This is a genomic window from Ochrobactrum soli (genome assembly GCF_003664555.1).
GTDB classification, from domain to species: Bacteria; Pseudomonadota; Alphaproteobacteria; order Rhizobiales; family Rhizobiaceae; genus Brucella; species Brucella teleogrylli.
Genome location: NZ_RCHH01000003.1, coordinates 626,911 through 644,904 on the forward strand (window position 1 = coordinate 626,911; position 17,994 = coordinate 644,904).

A 17,994-nucleotide genomic window follows, 5' to 3' on the forward strand; every position below is an offset into this window, starting at 1 on the left:
GCTTTCGCCGGAAAGGCTTCACCCCCGCCTGTAAGAAGGGTGCCAGAATGTCACTTTGCGCTCGATCAGCGCGATCAGCCCGTAAGAGAGCGATCCCGCCAGGGCGGCCACGAAAATTTCGGCCCAGACCATGTCCACATTCATGCGGCCGATCTCAGCCGAAATGCGGAAGCCCATGCCGACAATCGGCGTACCGAAGAATTCGGCCACGATAGCGCCAATCAGCGCAAGCGTTGAGTTGATCTTCAGCGCGTTGAAGATGAACGGCATGGCGGCGGGCAGGCGCAGCTTCACCAGCGTCTGCCAGTAATTGGAGCCATAGGTCTCCATCAGGTCGCGCTCCATCGATCCGGTGCTGGCAAGGCCTGCAACCGTATTCACCAGCATGGGGAAGAAGGTCATGATGATGACGACGGCAGCCTTCGACTCCCAGTCGAAACCGAACCACATCACCATGATCGGCGCGACGCCGACGATGGGCAGCGCCGCCGCCAGATTGCCGAGCGGCAACAGGCCCTTGCGCAGGAAAGGGATGCGATCTGCGATGATGGCCGTGATGAAGCCAAGCCCGCAACCGGCGACATAACCGATGATGACCGCCTTCATGAAGGTCTGGCGGAAATCCGCCCAGAGGATCGGCACGGAATCGACAATCCGCGCCCAGATGGCGGAAGGTGCAGGTAGCAGCACTTGCGGTATGGCGAACAGCCGGACGGCTGCTTCCCACAGCACCAGCATGGCGATGCCGAACAGGGCAGGGACCGCGATGTTGAGAAGTTTCTGGCCCTGCGGGGTGCGGGCCTTGAGGCTGGAAACCCAGCCCACAATCACCCACGATACCACAATGATGGTGATAACGGAGAGAATGCCGGTCATCATGCAGCAGCCCTTTCCGGTTTCGCACCCATGCGGCTGTTGACGATGCGCGCTACCAGCCCGACCAGTGCGACCAGCACACCCGCCATCAATGCGGCGGCGATGAGCGCCGCCCAGATCTGCACCGTCTGCCCGTAATAAGAGCCAGCGAGCAAACGCGCGCCAAGTCCGGCCACGGCGCCGGTCGGCAATTCGCCGACGATTGCGCCAACGAGACTGATGGCAACGGCAATTTGCATCGATGTGAACAGGAACGGCATGGCCGCAGGCCATCGCAGCTTCCAGAACACCTGTGCGCGGGACGCATTATAGGTTCGCATGAGGTCGAGATGCATGACATCCGGCGACCGCAGCCCCTTCACCATACCAACGGCAACGGGGAAGAAGGAAAGATAGGTCGAAATGAAGGCTTTCGGCAGCAGGCCCGATATGCCGATGGCATTCAGAACAACGATAATCATTGGCGCAATGGCGAGGATCGGGATCGTCTGCGAGGTGATGATCCACGGCATCAGGCTCTTGTCGAGCGTGCGCGAATGGACGATGCCGACCGCAAGCGCGATGCCAAGAAGCGAACCCAGCGCGAAGCCCAGCAGCGTAGAGGACAGCGTGACCCATCCATGATAGACGAGGCTGCGCTTGGATGTGGGCTTGACGTCGAAAACGGTCTTCCAGATTTCCTGCGCCACCTGATGCGGTGCTGGCAGAACCGGGCGCTCCTGGTTCATCGTATTGGCGACGAGCGTGGAAAACGAAACCTCGGTCCCGGCGCGCTCTGCCTGATCGCGCTCGAATGGCGCATTGAGAAAAACGGCCAGCCCATACCAGAGCGCGACGAACACGGCGAGAACCGTCGTCACGGGAATGAATTTGTCGTGCAGGAAGGCTTTCATTTGCGGCCTCCTGCATATAGGCCGAAAGCTCTACTCATGAATATGCCCCAGCCGCAGGCCTTCGCGCACGCGATGGGCGATTTTCAGGAAAGCCTCCGATTCACGAATATCCAGCGTCCGATCCGGTCCGAGGTCGCAGTCGATGATTTCATGAATGCGGCCCGGACGCGGGCTCATCACCACGATCTTGGTGGAAAGAAACACGGCTTCCGGGATCGAGTGGGTCACGAAGATGACGGTTTTGCGCGTCGCGGCCCAGAGTTTCAGAAGCTGTTCGTTGAGGTGGTCGCGCACGATTTCATCGAGCGCGCCAAAGGGTTCGTCCATCAAAAGCATGTCGGGGTCAAACGACAGGGCGCGCGCGATGGAAGCGCGCTGCTGCATGCCGCCGGAAAGCTGCCATGGAAACTTCTTGCCAAAGCCGGTCAGATTGACGAGCGCGAGGTTCTTCTCGATCCGCGCCTGACGCTCCGCCCTGGAATAGCCCATGATTTCCAGCGGCAGGCTGATATTGTCCTCGATCGTGCGCCATGGAAACAGGGCTGCTGCCTGAAACACATAGCCATAGGAGCGGTCAAGCCGTGCCTGTTCGGGCGTCATGCCGTTGACCGTGACCGAGCCGGACGTCGGCTGTTCGAGATCGGCGACCACACGCATCAGCGTGGTCTTGCCGCAACCCGAAGGACCGATAAAGGAAACGAACTCGCCGCGCTGGATCGCGAGGTTGATATTGGACAGCGCATGGACCGGCCCGTCATTGGTCTCGAAAACCAATGACAGATCCTTGATGTCGATTACCGTCTGCGCATTCTCCAAGCCCCTCTCCGGGGCCATGCTGTCATTCACATTCATGCGCGGTTCCCGAAGCTGAGCTAGAGCCATGTGTCAGACCCCTATCGGCATATGTTCTGCGCTGCGTTCCACCTTACGCGGAGCGACGATTTCCTTCCACTGCGACAGCGCCTTGTTCACCGCGCCGTTCGGCTCGCGTTCGATGAAGCGACCATCGCCCGGCTCGGCGGTAACCTTGCCCTTGTTATAGGCAACGCGACCGCGAGAGAGCGTCACGACCGGCAGGCCCTTCAGCTCAAAACCTTCGAACACATTGTAGTCGATGGAGGAGTGCTGTGTCCTGGCCGAAACCTTTTTGGTGGCTTCCGGGTCCCAGATCACCAGATCGGCATCGGCCCCCGGCAGGACAGCACCCTTTTGCGGGTAGATGTTGAGGATCTTCGCAATATTGGTCGAAGTCACCGCCACGAATTCGTTCGGCGTCAGACGACCGGTGCGAACACCACGCGTCCACAAAACCGGAAGGCGCTCTTCCAGACCGCCGGTGCCGTTCGGAATTTTGGTGAAATTGCCGATGCCATAGCGCTTCTGCTCGGTGGTGAAGGCGCAATGGTCGGTCGCCACGCATTGGAGGCTGCCCGCAGCAAGACCCGCCCACAGGCTATCCTGATTGACCTTGTCACGGAACGGCGGCGACATCACGCGGCGCGCCGCATAATCCCAGTCCTTGTTATGATATTCGCTTTCATCCAGCGTCAGATGCTGGATCAGCGGTTCGCCAAACACGCGCATACCCTTCTGTCGGGCGCGGCGGATTGCTTCGTGGCTCTGCTCGCAGGAAACATGCACGACATAAAGCGGTACGCCTGCCTGATCGGCGATCATGATGGCGCGGTTGGTGGCTTCGCCTTCCACTTCCGGCGGGCGGGAATAGGCATGGGCTTCCGGCCCGTTATTGCCTTCGGCCATCAGCTTGGCCTGCAAATGGGCGACAACATCGCCGTTCTCGGCATGAACGAGCGGCATGGCGCCCAATTCCGCGCAGCGCTGGAACGAGGCGAACATCTCGTCGTCATTCACCATCAGCGCGCCCTTATAGGCCATGAAATGCTTGAAGGTGTTGATGCCGCGCTTCACCACTTCGGCCATCTCGTTGAAGGTGCGCTCGTTCCAACCGGTAATCGCCATGTGGAACGAATAATCGGTGCGCGCCTTGCCCGCCTTCTGGAACCATTCCTGAAGCGCGTCGAGGAGGTTGCCTTCGGAATCCGGCAGCACGAAATCGACCACCATGGTCGTGCCGCCCGCAAGGGCCGCCGCCGTGCCGGTGTCGAAATCGTCGGACGAATAGGTGCCCATGAAGGGCATTTGCAGATGGGTATGCGGATCGATGCCGCCGGGCATGATATAACAGCCGGTCGCGTCGATAATTTCATCGCCGGTCAGATTGTCGCCAACGGCAGCAATCTTCTCGCCTTCGATGAGAACGTCGGCTTTAAAGGTGCGGTCGGCGGTAATGACGGTGCCGCCTTTGATGACCTTGGATGCTCCAGTCTTAGCCACTGTTCGTTCCCCTTTTTGGTTTTGTATGAACACAGGTGCTGTATTGGATGGCAGTGAAATCAGCTTACAATTTCAGCAGTCTCCAATACGGCATGCAGAAGCACGTCGGTTCCCGCCGACGCCCATTCCTTCGAAATTTCCTCATCCTCATTGTGGCTCAACCCGTCGACGCAGGGGCACATGACCATTGCCGTCGGTGCAACGCGATTGACCCAGCAGGCGTCGTGGCCAGCGCCGGAAACAAGATCGCGATGGCTGTAGCCAAGCCGTTCGGCGGCATTGCGGATAGCTTCCACACAGCCCTTGTCGAAGGTGACGGGATCAAAATGGCCAGCCACTTCGATTTCGATGCCGATGCCCAGTTCCTCGGCAATCTTCGGCGCTTCCTTTTCGAAACGCGCCTTCATGCCGTCCAGCACATCCTGATTGGGCGAGCGGAAATCCACCGTGAACACGACCGTGCCCGGCAGGACATTGCGCGAATTCGGCGAAACATCGATATGGCCGACGCCGCCAACCGCATCCGGCTGATGCGCCATGGCGATTTCGTTGACGAGTTGCAGCATCTTGCCAAGGCCGAGGCTGGCATTCTTGCGCATCTTCATCGGCGTCGAGCCGGTATGCGCTTCCTTGCCGGTCAGCGTCACTTGCAGCCACCACAGGCCCTGACCATGGCTGACAACGCCGATATCCTTGTTTTCAGCCTCAAGGATCGGCCCCTGTTCGATATGCAGTTCGAACATGGCGTGAATTTTCCGTTTGCCGACCGGCTCGTCGCCTTTCCAGCCGATGCGCTCCAACTCATCGCCGAATTTTTTGCCCTTGGCGTCAGTGCGCTGATAGGCCCAGTCCTGATCCAGCACGCCTGCAAATACGCCGGAAGCCAGCATGGCAGGCGCGAAGCGGGTGCCTTCCTCATTAGTCCAGTTGGTGACCACGATGGGGCGCTTGGTGCGGATGTTCATGTCGTTGAGCGTGCGCATGACTTCGAGCCCGCCCAGAACGCCCAGAACGCCGTCATATTTGCCGCCGGTCGGCTGCGTGTCGAGATGGCTGCCCATATAGACGGGGTCGGCATCGGCGTCTTCGCCGGGGCGCAAGAAAAACATGTTGCCCATGGTATCGACGGTCATCGACAGTCCGGCCTTTTCGCACCAGGACTGGAAAAGCTTGCGGCCTTCGCCGTCTTCATCGGTCAGCGTCTGACGGTTATTGCCGCCGCGCAGACCAGGGCCAATCCTGGCCATGTCCATCAGGCTGTCCCACAGGCGGTCGCCATTGACTCTGAGATTGCTGGTGAGCACCATGCGCTCGACCTCCTCATTGTATGGATGCGTTGGACGCCGCGCCAAATCTGCCTAAGGCTCGTATCCACTCGCTTATAAGTTCCCGCGACCCGGCTCTTTGGCCACAATATTCTTGCCTGAATTGCAAAAACTTGACTAGTTGGTCAAAATGCAGGCTAGAAGAGCGTTCGAAGACGGTCAAGCGCTTTTGAAAAATTCTACACTGCCGAAAGGTGTCAAATGGCCACAGCCCCTTCAGCACCCCCATCTGCGGACCCAACCGCGCCCGAAAAGACGGAAGGTGCGACGCGTATTCAGGGCATCAATCGCCGGCTCATTCTCGACGCGGCGCTGGAAGTGTTTTCAAACTATGGATTTCGCGGCTCGACCATCGACCAGATCGCCGAGAAGGCGGGCATGTCGAAGCCGAACCTGCTCTATTATTTTCCGCGCAAGCAGAACATCTATGTCACCGTGCTGGAAGATACGCTGGCCACATGGCTGGAGCCTTTCGAGAATATCGACCCGGAGGGCGACCCGTTGGATGAATTGCGCCGCTATATTGCGGTGAAGCTGGAAATATCGGCCAAAAAGCCAGAAGCCTCGCGCCTGTTCGCCAATGAAATTCTACACGGTGCTCCCGCCATTTCCGATTTTCTGAAAGGGCATCTGAAGCAGCTTGTCGATGAAAAGGCGGCGGTCATCCACCGCTGGATCGCCGAAAAGCGCATCGCGCCGGTTGATCCTTATCATCTGATTTTCACGATATGGGCGGTGACGCAGCATTATTCCGATTTCTCGGTGCAGGTTTCCGCCATTCTCGGTGACCGGACCCAGAAGCCCGGCTTTTACGACGAAACGGCAGCCGCTGTCAGCGCCGTCATCCTTGACGGAATCCGCCCACGGGAAGAAGTTGCCGCATCATGAAAACGATTCGCATTTCAGCAGCCATCATTCGCGACGAGGCAGGCCGGTTCCTGCTCGTGCGCAAGCGCGGCAGCGCGATATTCTTCCAGCCCGGCGGCAAGATCGATGCGGACGAACAGCCGGAAATCGCGCTTATTCGCGAGATCGAGGAAGAACTTGGCATTCGCATCGACGCCAGCCAATTGCGCTATGCGGCGAAGATGTCGGCCCCAGCCGCCAATGAGGTGGACGCCACCGTGGAAGCAGAGCTTTTCCATCTCACGCTGAAGGACGGTCAGGTGCCGGTCGCTTCCAGCGAGATTGAGGAACTGCTGTGGAACCCGCCCGGCGATCAGACCCGCCCGGTGGCACTGCTGTCACAGAGCATTCAGGCGCGTTTCAAGGATTCGTGACGCGAGCGGTTCCTGTTAAAACGGAATCGTGGAACCGCTCTATCTATTTGTTTTTACGCATTATCCTACGCATCGAAGCGGGACCAGAAATCAGTCCAGTGGACTGATTTCCCCGCGTAGGCGCTACGCACTTTTGCTGGAAATGCTCTAGCTTGCAAAGCGTCGGGTTTTGCCCGGCGCTTTGTCTTTGCTGGATAGCGTTTATTCAGCCGCTTCCTTGACCGCCATCGGATTGTTCGGATGGGTGGTCCAGTTGGCGTAATCAGGCATGATCGGCGCCTTGGTGCGTGGATCGACGCCGCCGATCTGCTCCATGGTGATGCAGTTCTCGACCGGGCAGACATTGACGCAGAGATTGCAGCCGACGCATTCCTCGTCGATCACCTCGAAATGGCGCGCGCCATTGACGAGATTGGTGATCGCCTGATGCGAGGTGTCCTCGCAGGCGATGTGACAGCGACCACATTTGATGCAGAGATCCTGATCGATGCGCGCCTTGGTGACATAGTTCAGGTTCAGATACTGCCAGTCGGTAACCTGCGGTACGGCCATGCCGCGGAAATCGTCGAGCGTTTCATAGCCTTTCGAATCCATCCAGTCCGACAGGCCGTCGATCATTTCCTGCACGACCTTGAAGCCGTAGGTCATGGCCGCCGTGCAGACCTGCACCGTGCCGCAGCCGAGCGCGATGAACTCGGCTGCGTCGCGCCATGTCGTGATGCCGCCAATGCCTGAAATCGGCAGGCCGTGGGTTTCGGGATCTCGGGCGATTTCCGCCACCATGTTGAGCGCAATGGGCTTTACCGCCGGGCCGCAATAGCCGCCATGGCTGCCGCGACCGTCAATGGAGGGCACCGGCGACATGCGGTCGAGATCGACCGAGACGATGGAGTTGATCGTGTTGATCAGCGACACGGCATCCGTACCCGCCGCATGCGCGCCGCGCGCGGGCTTTCGAATATCGGTGATATTGGGCGTCAGCTTGGTGATCACCGGCATGCGGCTATATTGCTTGCACCATTTGACGACCATGGCGACATATTCCGGCACCTGGCCGACGGCGGCACCCATGCCGCGTTCGCTCATGCCATGCGGGCAACCGAAATTCAGTTCGATGCCATCGGCGCCGGTTTCCTCGACCAGAGGCAGGATCGCCTTCCAGGCTTCCTCCTCGCAAGGCACCATGATCGAGGCGATCAGCGCGCGGTCCGGCCAGCGCATCTTTACCTCTTTCATCTCGCGCAGATTGACCTCCAGCGGACGGTCGGTGATCAGCTCGATATTGTTGAGGCCGAGCAGCCGCCGGTCGGCGCCGTGGATCGCGCCGTAACGCGGGCCGTTGACATTGACTACCGGCGGGCCTTCCGCGCCCAGCGTCTTCCAGACAACGCCGCCCCAGCCCGCCTTGAAGGCGCGCTCGACATTATAGGCCTTGTCGGTCGGCGGGGCGGAAGCCAGCCAGAACGGATTGGGCGATTTGATTCCGAGAAAATTCGTTGAAAGATCAGCCATGTCCTGAACCTCCTCAGCCTTGCTCGTTGCCAAGCTGGGTCGTTGCCCAATGATCGGATGGGACGTTGCGGTCCCGCGAGGGAGCAGCCGTGTGGTGCGCGCCGCCGGAAAGCACGGCTTCCGCAAAGCCTTCCACGGCCTGCGGACGCCGCGTCAGCGTGGCATGGATCGATTCAGCGGCAATCTTGCCCGCCTCGACCGATGCGACCGTCAGGTCCTTGCCGCCTGCAACGCAGTCGCCCCCCGCCCATATGCCTTCAACCGTGGTTCGGCCTTCCGCATCTGCGTTGATCCGGCCCTTGGCCATGCCGATACCGGAGCCGCGCAGCGGTTCTGGATCGAATGTCTGGCCGATAGCCTTGAAGACCTGATCAGCTTCCAGCGTCAAATATTCGCCCATGCCGACCAGCTTGCCGTCCTGATTGCCGGTATATTCAAAGGTCACGGCATGGACGGTGCCGTCGCCGCTGCGTTCCAGCGCATGGGGTCGCAGCCAGTGCCGGATGACGACGCCATGGATCTGCGCCAGTTCCTGCTCGTAGGCGCTGGCATTCATGCTTTCCTGACCGCGCCGATAGACGACGGTAACATTTTCCGCGCCGAGCTTCTTGGTCTGGATGGCGACGTCGATGGCCGTCATGCCGCCGCCGATGACGACCACATTGCGCCCGACGGGGAGGGCGGAGAGGTCCTTGGCCTGACGCAGATTGGCGATGTAATCGACCGCGTCGAGCACATTGGGCGCATCTTCGCCGGCAAGGCCAAGATCGTTCACGCCTGGCAGCCCCATGCCGAGGAACACCGCATCATGGCCCGCTTTCAGCGCTTCGATGGTGATGTCCTGACCGAGCGTCTGGTTGTATTCGATCGTGATGCCGCCGATTTCCAGCACGAATTCCAGTTCGCGCTGGGCGAAATTATTGACGGTCTTATAGGCCGCAATACCATATTCGTTGAGACCGCCGCCCTTCGGCCGCGCCTCGAACACGGTGACCTGATGGCCCTTCATGGCCAGACGATGCGCTGCCGAAAGACCGGCGGGACCAGCGCCCACCACGGCAATATGCTTGCCGGTTTCCGCTCCACGCTTGAAGGGCTGCTTGCCTTCGGCCATCAGAACATCGGTGGCATAGCGTTGCAGATTGCCGATCTTGACCGGCTTGCCCTCTGCCGTTTCGCGCACGCAGACTTCTTCGCAGAGCGTCTCCGTCGGGCAGACGCGGGCGCACATGCCGCCCAGAATGTTTTCGCTCAGGATTGTCTTGGCCGCACCGACCGGATTGCCCGCATTGATCTGCCGGATGAACAGCGGAATGTCGATGCCCGTCGGGCAGGCATTCATGCAGGGCGCGTCATAGCAGAAATAGCAGCGGTCGGATTCGACAATGGCTTCGTGCCGCGTCAGCGGCGGATGCAGATCGTCGAACACATGCGCATATTCACCGGCGGCAAGGCGCGCGCCGTGAATGTCAGGCGTGTGGCCCGTTTCTGCATCAATGGATGAACTGCCTGCGGATCCCCTCGTGGAAGGATTCATGGATCGCATCTCCCATTTTTATCTACAGTATTGGCCCAAAAGTCCGGATCGACCTTTGGAAATCACGATGCGTAGAAATGCTTCGGAGCGACCTTTGTGCGCCCTTGCGGACGCCTTGGTGCTCCATGCGACATGCGGGTTCCCTTTGCGCAATGCCGCTCATGTCCAGGCTGCAATCTTGCTGTTGCTTGCTCCGGTTATGGTTAGGATGACAGATTTTTTCGGAAGGTCAAATTTTTTATCATCTGGTCAATTTATGATTCCCGAGCATTGCCAGCAAAAGTGTGAAACGGTTTTGCGTTCGGAAATGCGGCGCTCAAAAACTGTCAAGAAATAGGCGATGCGAGGCACCGCTTTTCAAGGCAGATAGATGGTTTGAAATTATGCTGTTCTCGCAGAGGCTTCGGATGCAGCTTCGCCAATATTGGCGAAGAAGCGGTCGGCCACTTTGCGCGCGACAGAACCGAGCAGCTTGGTGCCGAGCTGGGCAATCTTGCCGCCCGCATCGCCGCGTATGGTATAAGACAGGATTGTTTCGTCGCCATCTTCGGTCAGCATCACGTCGGTCACGCCATGCGCAAAACCGGCAATAGAACCCTCGCCATGGCCGGAAATCGTATAGGAGGCTGGCGGGTTCATGTTGGACAATTCCAGCATGCCGTGGAACCGGACTTTGACAATGCCGAGATTGACTTTCAACGCAGCGCGGATTTCGGTTGGCGACAGACGCTCGATATCCTCGCAGCCGGGAATGCAGTCTTTCAGCGTCTCGATGTCGTTCAGCGCATCCCAAACCGCCTGTCTTGGCGCTGCTATGCGTTCTTCACCTGTCAGGTCCATGCTTTGCTCCAGACGCGTGCTGCTATCAATGTAATTTGATTGATAAGATGTATATGGCAATCTATCCAAATAGGAAGTTTCGGTGATTTAATTGCCACAAACTTTCTTAAACTGCCCTAATATGCGGAATTAAATCGATTTGATTCGGGAGTAGCATCATGGCAAGAGACGCGACGAAGCTTGAAGCAACGGTCGCTAAGCTGAAAAAGCACTGGACGGAGAAAGCCCCGCACGACATGCGCGCGGCATTTCAATCCGATCCGGGCCGGTTCGAGCGTTATTCGCTGTCGCTGGACGATCTCTTGTTCGACTGGTCGAAATGTCGGGTCAATGACGAGACCATTGGGCTTCTGAAAGAGCTGGCGCTGGCCGCAGACGTGGAAGGCCGCCGCGCTGCCATGTTCGCAGGCGAACATATCAACAATACCGAAGACCGCGCCGTGCTGCATGTGGCCTTGCGCGACACATCGTCGAAGGAAGTGCTCGTTGACGGCCACAATGTGCTGCCGGATGTGAAGCAGGTTCTGGATCGCATGGCGGCCTTTGCTGACGGCATCCGTTCCGGCGCGCTAAAGGGTTCGACGGGCAAGAAGATCACCGATATCGTCAATATCGGCATTGGCGGTTCCGATCTCGGCCCGGTCATGGCGACGCTGGCGCTGGCGCCTTATCACGATGGTCCGCGCGCTCATTTCGTGTCCAACATCGATGGCGCACATATTGCCGACACGCTGGCTCCGCTCGATCCGGCGACGACGCTGATCATCATCGCCTCGAAGACCTTCACCACCATCGAAACCATGACCAATGCGCAGACGGCGCGCAAATGGATAGCCGATGCGTTGGGCGAGGCGGCGGTCGGCGCGCATTTCGCTGCCGTGTCGACGGCGCTCGACAAGGTTGCGGCCTTCGGCATTGCCGAAGAGCGCGTCTTCGGTTTCTGGGACTGGGTCGGCGGTCGCTATTCGGTATGGTCGGCGATTGGTCTGCCGGTGATGATCGCTGTCGGTCCCGAAAATTTCCGCAAGTTCCTCGCCGGTGCCCATGCCATGGATGTGCATTTCCGCGATGCGCCGATGGACAAGAACCTGCCCCTGTGGCTCGGCCTGATCGGCTACTGGCACCGAGCGATTTGCGGCTATGGCAGCCGCGCGATCATCCCCTACGATCAGCGCCTTTCGCGCCTTGCGGCCTATTTCCAGCAGCTCGACATGGAATCGAACGGCAAGAGTGTGACTGTGGACGGCAAGCCGGTTTCCGGCCCGACCGGTCCGGTTGTCTGGGGCGAGCCCGGCACCAACGGCCAGCACGCTTTCTTCCAGCTTCTGCATCAGGGCACCGATACGATCCCGCTGGAATTCATCGTGGCCGCCAAAGGGCACGAACCGGAACTCGATCATCAGCATGAAATGCTTTTGGCCAACTGCCTTGCGCAGTCGGAAGCACTGATGAAGGGTCGCACGCTCGACGAAGCCCGCGCCCAGTTGCAGGCGAAGAAGCTGCCGGAAAGCGAAGTCGAGCGGATCGCGCCGCACCGTGTTTTCTCCGGTAACCGCCCGTCGCTGACGCTGGTGCACGACAAGCTCGATCCTTATGCGCTGGGTCGCCTCGTCGCGCTTTATGAACACCGTGTGTTCGTGGAAGCGCAGATTTTCGGCATCAATGCCTTCGATCAGTGGGGCGTGGAACTGGGCAAGGAACTGGCCACCGAATTGCTGCCGGTGGTTTCCGGCAAGGAGACGGCAGGCACCCGCGACGCCTCCACGCAAGGTCTTGTCGCGCATCTGCACGCACGACGCAAAGCTTGACGGCATAATCCTGCGTAATAGAAATAATGTGGAGCCGGGTTTGTTGTACCAGACCCGGCTTCATTCGTATGAAAATGAAATGGGATGTGAAATGAAGACTGAGATCATCGAATTTGCGGGCGACGTACCGGGCAATGCCATCGAACTGCGTGTGCTGCGCTTTGCAGGCAAGGGTGGCGATGCGCCGACAGCCTATCTGCAATCCTCGCTGCATGGTTCGGAGCTGCCGGGTCAGGCCGCACTTCATTTTCTCATCCCGATGCTGAAAAAGGCTGGCGAAGAAGGCCGCATTCTGGGCAACATCACCGTGGTGCCACAGGCCAATCCGGTGGGTTCCAACCAGTGGCTGGCCTATCAGCATCAGGGCCGTTTCGAGATGTTCTCGGCGGTGAACTTCAATCGCGCATTCCCGCTGCTGCCGGATTTCGATACCTCGGAACTGCCCGGTCCCGATGCGCCGGAAGCTTTGGCCAAGCGGCTCAAGGCGACGCTTCTCAAGCTCGCATTGCCGAACGATATCGTGCTTGACCTGCATTGCGACGACGAGAGCGAAAATTATGTCTATATCGCGGAGGAATTCGTGGAGGACATGAAGGATCTGGCGGTCGCGCTCAATTCCACAGCGATCCTTGCATGGGACACCACAGCTGACGCTGCTTTTGAGGAAGCCTGCGCGCATCCCGTTCTGCAACTGCCGAAAGACAAGCGCGATATGAAGCGCCGCGCCGTGACCACGGTGGAATTCCGCGGCCTGACCGATGTTTACGCCGATATGGGCAAGGGCGATGCGGAAGGTCTTTATAAGTTTCTCGTGCATCGCGGCGTCATCCGCGACGAGAGCGTCAAGCTCGACCTCGACTATAAGGGCCTCATATCGCCGCTTTCGAACGTCGAAATGGTCCGCGCACCGCAAGGCGGCATGGTGTTCTTCCATGTCGAGCCGGGCGATCAGGTGGAAGCAGGCGCGAAGCTCGTCACGATTGTCACCGTGCCGGGCGAACCGGAACACGACATCGTCATGACCGCGCCGCAGGCCGGTCGCATCCTGACGCGCCGCTCGCTGCGTTATGTGCGCCGTGGCGACGATCTCCTGAAACTGCTCGGTGCCAAGCCGTCTTCCGTCAAGAAGCGTGCGGGCGCACTCGAAGCATGAGTGCGACGCCCTTTGCCGACCGCCTGAAAAACATCCGTGCCGTTCTTTTCGATAAGGACGGCACACTGATCGATTTCGACCGCACATGGTTTTCGGTTTCGTGGACACTGGCGCAGCGTTCTGCCCAGTGTTTGGGAAAGGGCGACGAGCCGCATGCGCGCTCCCTGCTTGATGCCGGTGGCTATGACTGGACGGCAAAGCGTTTTCGCGCCAATTCGGTGATTGCTGCGGGAACGGTGGAAGACATCGTCTCGCTCTGGCATCCGGAACTGGACGACGCTGACCGGCGCAGCCTGATCGGCGAATATGACCGCTATGCGGTGGCGGAGGGCGCGCGTTCGGCGGTCGCCATCGAAGGCCTGCGCGAAACGCTGGAAGCGCTGCGCGCCATGGGCTATCGGCTTGGCATTGCGACGAATGATTCCGAGGCGGGCGCCCATGCGACGGCCAGGGCGCTCGGCATTGAGGGCTTCTTTGAAGTGATCATCGGTTATGACACGGCAGCGCGCCCAAAACCCTTTCCCGATCCATTGCTGCATTTCGCAGAGAAGCTGGGGCTTCAGCCGCGTGAAATCGCCATGGTGGGCGATAATCTGCACGATCTCGAAACAGCGCATGCGGCGGATGCGGGACTGGCCATCGGCGTCCTGTCGGGCAACAGCCCGCGTGAGGCGCTGGAACCGCATGCCGATGTGGTGCTTCAGTCCATTGCCGGTCTGCCGCAACTGCTGAAAGCCATACCGTAAAGCTTTCCGTTTTCTGATCTTTCGTTCAGAAGAATTCATCGCAGTGACCCTTGCGGAAGCGGGGTCCTGCGGTAGCATGGCCGGATTACAACCTCATCCGAGCTTAAGTCCATGATCCTTATCGGCCAATATGATTCACCCTTCGTCCGACGTGTTGCAATCGCCATGCGCCTGTATGGCCTGCCATTCGAGCATTGGCCGTGGTCTACATTTGGCGACCGTGACCGACTGGCGGATTATAATCCGCTCAGCCGTGTGCCGACCTTGTTGCTCGACGATGGCGATGTGCTGATCGAAAGTGCGGCGATCCTCGATTATCTCGATGAGATTGCCGAGGCGGGAAAACCGCTGATCGCTGGTCACGGCATTGAACGGCGTCAGGCGTTAAAGATTTGCGCGCTGGCAACGGGGCTTGCCGACAAGGCGGTGAGCCTTCTCTATGAGGGGCTTTTGCGCAAGGAACAGTCACCAGTCTGGGTGGAGCGGTGCGAAACACAGATCGGGCGTGTGCTCGACGTTCTGGAGCAGGACTTTTCCGCGCGCGGTTCGCCGTTCTGGTTCGGTAACGATATCGGGCACGCGGATATCGCGGTTGCCTGTGCGCTGCGGTTTGTTGGCGAGGCCCATGGGCATCTCGTCGACGTCGAGAAATATCCGGCGCTGGCGACACTCGCCGGGCGCTGCGAGGCGCTCGCACCTTTTCAGGAAATCGTGCAGCCGCTTGCCCCGCCATCGGCCTGATCTAGAGCATTTCCAGCAAAAGTGCGTAGCGCTTTAGCGTGGGATAATGCGTAAAAACAAATAGATAGCGGTTGCCCGATTCCATTTTACCCGGGACCTCTCTAAAGAGAAAAGCCGGGGAGAAAACCCCGGCTGTTGATTTTTGCGATCAGTCGCGCAATTCGCGGCGCAGGATTTTACCCACATTGCTCTTCGGCAGGCTTTCGCGGAACTCGATTTCGCGCGGGCGCTTGTAATTGGTCAGCCGTTCGGCACAGAAGGCCTTGACCTCGTCTGCCGTCAGGTTCGGATCGCGGCGCACCACATAAAGCTTCACCACTTCGCCGGAATGCTCGTTGGGAACGCCGATGGCGGCTGATTCCACAATGCTCGGATGGCCTGCTGCGACTTCCTCGATCTCGTTCGGATAGACGTTGAAGCCGGAGACGAGGATCATGTCCTTCTTGCGGTCGACAATCTTCGTATAGCCGCGCTCGTCCATGAAGCCCATGTCGCCGGTGCGGAAAAATCCGTCCGGCATGATGGCGCGGGCGGTTTCGTCGGGACGGTTCCAGTAGCCTTTCATGACCTGCGGGCCGCGCACGCAGATTTCGCCGACTTCGCCGAGCGGAAGATCATTGCCGTCATCGTCGCGGATGGCAATTTCGGTCGAAGGCATCGGCAGGCCGATGGTGCCGCTGAATTCGGTCGCGTCCAGCGCGTTGGCGCTGGCGACCGGCGAGGTTTCCGACAGGCCATAGCCTTCGGTGATCAGGCAACCGGTCATGTCATGCCAGCGTTCGGCCACCGGGCGCTGCACGGCCATGCCGCCGCCAAGCGTCAGGATCATCGGCTTGAAATCCAGCGTCTGGAAATCGGGATTGTTCATCAGCCCGTTGAACAGCGTGTTGAGGCCGGGGAAGATATGGAACGGATATTTCTTCAGTTCCTTAACGAAGCCCGGAATGTCACGCGGATTGGGGATCAGGATGTTGCGCGCGCCAAGTTTCATGCCGTAAATCGCATTCACGGTCAGCGCGAAGATGTGATAGAGCGGCAGCGCGCAGACAAAGTTCAGCGCTTTCGGCCTGCCCTTGATGCGGAAGGCCACCTCATTCCACAGTTCCATCTGCTCGACATTGGCGAGAATATTGCTGTGGGTGAGCATCGCCCCCTTGGAAATGCCGGTCGTGCCGCCGGTATATTGCAGAAAGGCGAGGTCCGAACCTTCGACGGGAACCGGATTGAACGACTTCGACCTGCCTTGCGCCAGAGCATCCTTGAAGCTGACATGGCCGGGAAGGTTCCAGGCCGGAACCATCTTCTTGACCTTGCGCACCACCAGATTGACGATGTGGCCCTTGAGCCCCAGCATATCGCCCATGGAGGCCACGATGATGGTCGACAGCTTGACGGCGGGCAGGGTCTTTTCAACGGTCGCAGCGAAATTCTCCAGCACGATCAGCGCCTTGGCGCCGGAATCATTGAGCTGGTGTTCCAATTCGCGCGGCGTATAGAGCGGATTGACATTCACCACGACGAAGCCCGCGCGCAGGACGGCGGCGATCGCGATGGGATATTGCAGCACATTCGGCATCATGATGGCGACACGGTCGCCCTTGACCAGTCCGCGCGATTGCAGGAATGCGGCGAGCGCCCGCGCATTCTCGTCGAGCTCTTTAAAGGTCAGGTCCTTGCCCATGCAGGTGAAGGCAGGATTGCCGGGAAACTGACGGCAGGCGGTAGCGATCATGTCACCAATGGACATGGCGCGGTTCAGCTCGAACTCATGGGGAACGCCAGCCGGATAGGATTGCAGCCAGTAGCGGTTCAACTGTCCGGGTGCAGGCTTGGCCTGCTGCGCCATGACGGTTTCGGTTGCAGATGCACTTTGCCCTGTCGCTTTTTTCGCCATTTTTTCTCCCCGGATCGCTCCGTCCGTTGCAGCTGGAGCGCCTGCGATCCCATCACCGGACCGGCGCTCTGATCGTTTGTTCGTGCACATCGCATCCGAAAGCCATTTCACAGTTTTCGGAATGTCTTCCAGCGGAACGTCATCCGCCCATCTCCCAAGCTGGCCCGTCCTCCCGGTCAGCTCCCTCCAGAATAATGTGGTCGAGTTTCCACTTCTTCGCAAGGCTTACATTGACGTAAACGTAAAATAATAAGCTGTCGAGTCTTCCTGAAAAACTTTAGCAAACACTGGATAATGGCCTGATCTCGGTGTCAGGGGGTGCGGGCTGTGCTGGCGGAAATGCAAATTTTGAGAACCGGAGCGTAGCTTTACCGTGTCTGACCGATCTCAGTCGTTCCGGCGAAGCGACTGGATATGTGTCCTCACAGCCCTGCTGCCGCCCGCCACCAGATCGAAATTCTTTTCGCTGCGCAGCCATTCGTTCAGCAGTCCGCTGACAATGGCGAGCAGGATCGGAGCCGCGGTGCTGGCTGTCCATTCCGGCGACAGCTCGCCGCGCCGTTCCGCAACGTCCAGAAGTCCGGTGAAAAGCGACAGCACATTGTCGCGGGCTTCCTTGATGCGCTCCACCACCGGGGCCATTTCGCCCACATATTCGCAGCGCTGGTTGATGATGGTGAAAATGACCTGCTGGCGCTCATTCGTCACGAACAGTTCCAGCGCCGAAACAATGGATTGTTCGAGCACATTGAGCGGGTTCGGATGATTGACGCTCGCCGCCTGCAGCATGATCTCTTCTTGTGGAAAGCGCGCCTGTCCGATGATGGCCTGAAATATGTCCAGCTTGTCGTGAAAGTGGAAATAGATCGCGCCACGGGTCACGCCTGCATGGGACGCGATTTCCATCAGCGATGACTGATTAACTCCGCGTTCCAAAAACATCTGCTCGGCAGCGATCAGTATGGCTTCCCGCGTTTCGGCGGCTTCGGCTTTGGTTCGGCGCATATTTGTCTCAATCTGCCGGAAAAGACTGG

16 protein-coding genes are annotated in these 17,994 nt (G+C 59.0%); 6 read left to right on the forward strand and 10 right to left on the reverse strand.

The features are described from left to right. Positions 1-18: 18 nt before the first annotated feature. From D8666_RS08355 to D8666_RS08375, 5 genes are read right to left on the reverse strand one after another with little or no spacing between them, the layout of a single operon-like run. Positions 19-879, reverse strand: a complete 861-nt coding sequence (locus D8666_RS08355) for an ABC transporter permease (protein ID WP_121537214.1) — start codon at positions 877-879, stop codon at positions 19-21. Beyond that, positions 876-1,769: an ABC transporter permease gene (locus D8666_RS08360; protein ID WP_121537216.1), complete on the reverse strand. Its 894-nt coding sequence runs from the start codon at positions 1,767-1,769 to the stop codon at positions 876-878. Before D8666_RS08360 ends, D8666_RS08355 begins: the two co-directional genes overlap by 4 nt. A gap of 30 nt (positions 1,770-1,799) precedes the next feature. Continuing rightward, complete coding sequence (locus tag D8666_RS08365; protein WP_371830796.1) at positions 1,800-2,651, reverse strand: ABC transporter ATP-binding protein; 852 nt, start codon at positions 2,649-2,651, stop codon at positions 1,800-1,802. Between the two features lie 3 nt (positions 2,652-2,654). Further along, positions 2,655-4,124 carry a dihydropyrimidinase gene (gene hydA / locus D8666_RS08370; RefSeq protein ID WP_121537220.1) on the reverse strand — a complete coding sequence of 490 codons (1,470 nt, stop codon included), beginning with the start codon at positions 4,122-4,124 and terminating at the stop codon, positions 2,655-2,657. Positions 4,125-4,183: 59 nt separating this feature from the next. Further along, positions 4,184-5,431: a Zn-dependent hydrolase gene (locus tag D8666_RS08375; protein WP_121537222.1), complete on the reverse strand. Its 1,248-nt coding sequence runs from the start codon at positions 5,429-5,431 to the stop codon at positions 4,184-4,186. A 219-nt stretch (positions 5,432-5,650) separates the two neighbouring features. Here D8666_RS08375 and D8666_RS08380 point away from each other — a divergent pair, with 219 nt between their 5' ends. After that, complete coding sequence (locus tag D8666_RS08380) at positions 5,651-6,337, forward strand: TetR family transcriptional regulator C-terminal domain-containing protein (protein ID WP_121537224.1); 687 nt, start codon at positions 5,651-5,653, stop codon at positions 6,335-6,337. Further along, complete coding sequence (locus D8666_RS08385) at positions 6,334-6,729, forward strand: NUDIX hydrolase (protein WP_121537226.1); 396 nt, start codon at positions 6,334-6,336, stop codon at positions 6,727-6,729. The genes D8666_RS08380 and D8666_RS08385 overlap by 4 nt, the downstream gene beginning before the upstream one ends. Before the next feature lie 201 nt (positions 6,730-6,930). On the opposite strand, the gene preA is transcribed toward D8666_RS08385, so the two are convergent. The 3 genes from preA to D8666_RS08400 form a co-directional block, all read right to left on the reverse strand. Then, complete coding sequence (preA, locus tag D8666_RS08390) at positions 6,931-8,241, reverse strand: NAD-dependent dihydropyrimidine dehydrogenase subunit PreA (RefSeq protein WP_109368322.1); 1,311 nt, start codon at positions 8,239-8,241, stop codon at positions 6,931-6,933. A 13-nt stretch (positions 8,242-8,254) separates the two neighbouring features. Next, complete coding sequence (locus D8666_RS08395) at positions 8,255-9,778, reverse strand: NAD(P)-dependent oxidoreductase (RefSeq protein WP_371830797.1); 1,524 nt, start codon at positions 9,776-9,778, stop codon at positions 8,255-8,257. A gap of 381 nt (positions 9,779-10,159) precedes the next feature. Next, a complete protein-coding gene (locus tag D8666_RS08400; protein ID WP_121537230.1) occupies positions 10,160-10,618 on the reverse strand; it encodes an SRPBCC family protein in 459 nt (152 codons plus the stop codon). Positions 10,619-10,776: 158 nt separating this feature from the next. Between D8666_RS08400 and pgi the strand changes: the two genes are divergently transcribed. From pgi to D8666_RS08420, 4 genes are all read left to right on the forward strand, one after another. Further along, positions 10,777-12,426 carry a glucose-6-phosphate isomerase gene (pgi, locus tag D8666_RS08405; protein WP_109368325.1) on the forward strand — a complete coding sequence of 550 codons (1,650 nt, stop codon included), beginning with the start codon at positions 10,777-10,779 and terminating at the stop codon, positions 12,424-12,426. A gap of 91 nt (positions 12,427-12,517) precedes the next feature. Further along, complete coding sequence (locus D8666_RS08410) at positions 12,518-13,579, forward strand: succinylglutamate desuccinylase/aspartoacylase family protein (RefSeq protein ID WP_109370161.1); 1,062 nt, start codon at positions 12,518-12,520, stop codon at positions 13,577-13,579. Continuing rightward, entirely contained in the window at positions 13,576-14,325 is a 750-nt protein-coding gene (locus D8666_RS08415) for an HAD family hydrolase (RefSeq protein ID WP_109368326.1), read from the forward strand. The genes D8666_RS08410 and D8666_RS08415 overlap by 4 nt, the downstream gene beginning before the upstream one ends. A gap of 111 nt (positions 14,326-14,436) precedes the next feature. After that, on the forward strand, positions 14,437-15,066 hold the full coding sequence (locus D8666_RS08420; protein ID WP_109368327.1) for a glutathione S-transferase family protein: 630 nt from the start codon (positions 14,437-14,439) through the stop codon (positions 15,064-15,066). Between the two features lie 148 nt (positions 15,067-15,214). Here the strand turns inward: D8666_RS08420 and D8666_RS08425 are convergent, their stop codons facing one another. Both D8666_RS08425 and D8666_RS08430 read right to left on the reverse strand, forming a co-directional pair. Continuing rightward, positions 15,215-16,960 carry a long-chain fatty acid--CoA ligase gene (locus D8666_RS08425; protein ID WP_109368328.1) on the reverse strand — a complete coding sequence of 582 codons (1,746 nt, stop codon included), beginning with the start codon at positions 16,958-16,960 and terminating at the stop codon, positions 15,215-15,217. 387 nt (positions 16,961-17,347) lie between these two features. After that, a complete protein-coding gene (locus tag D8666_RS08430; protein WP_109368329.1) occupies positions 17,348-17,965 on the reverse strand; it encodes a TetR family transcriptional regulator in 618 nt (205 codons plus the stop codon). Positions 17,966-17,994: the final 29 nt, after the last annotated feature.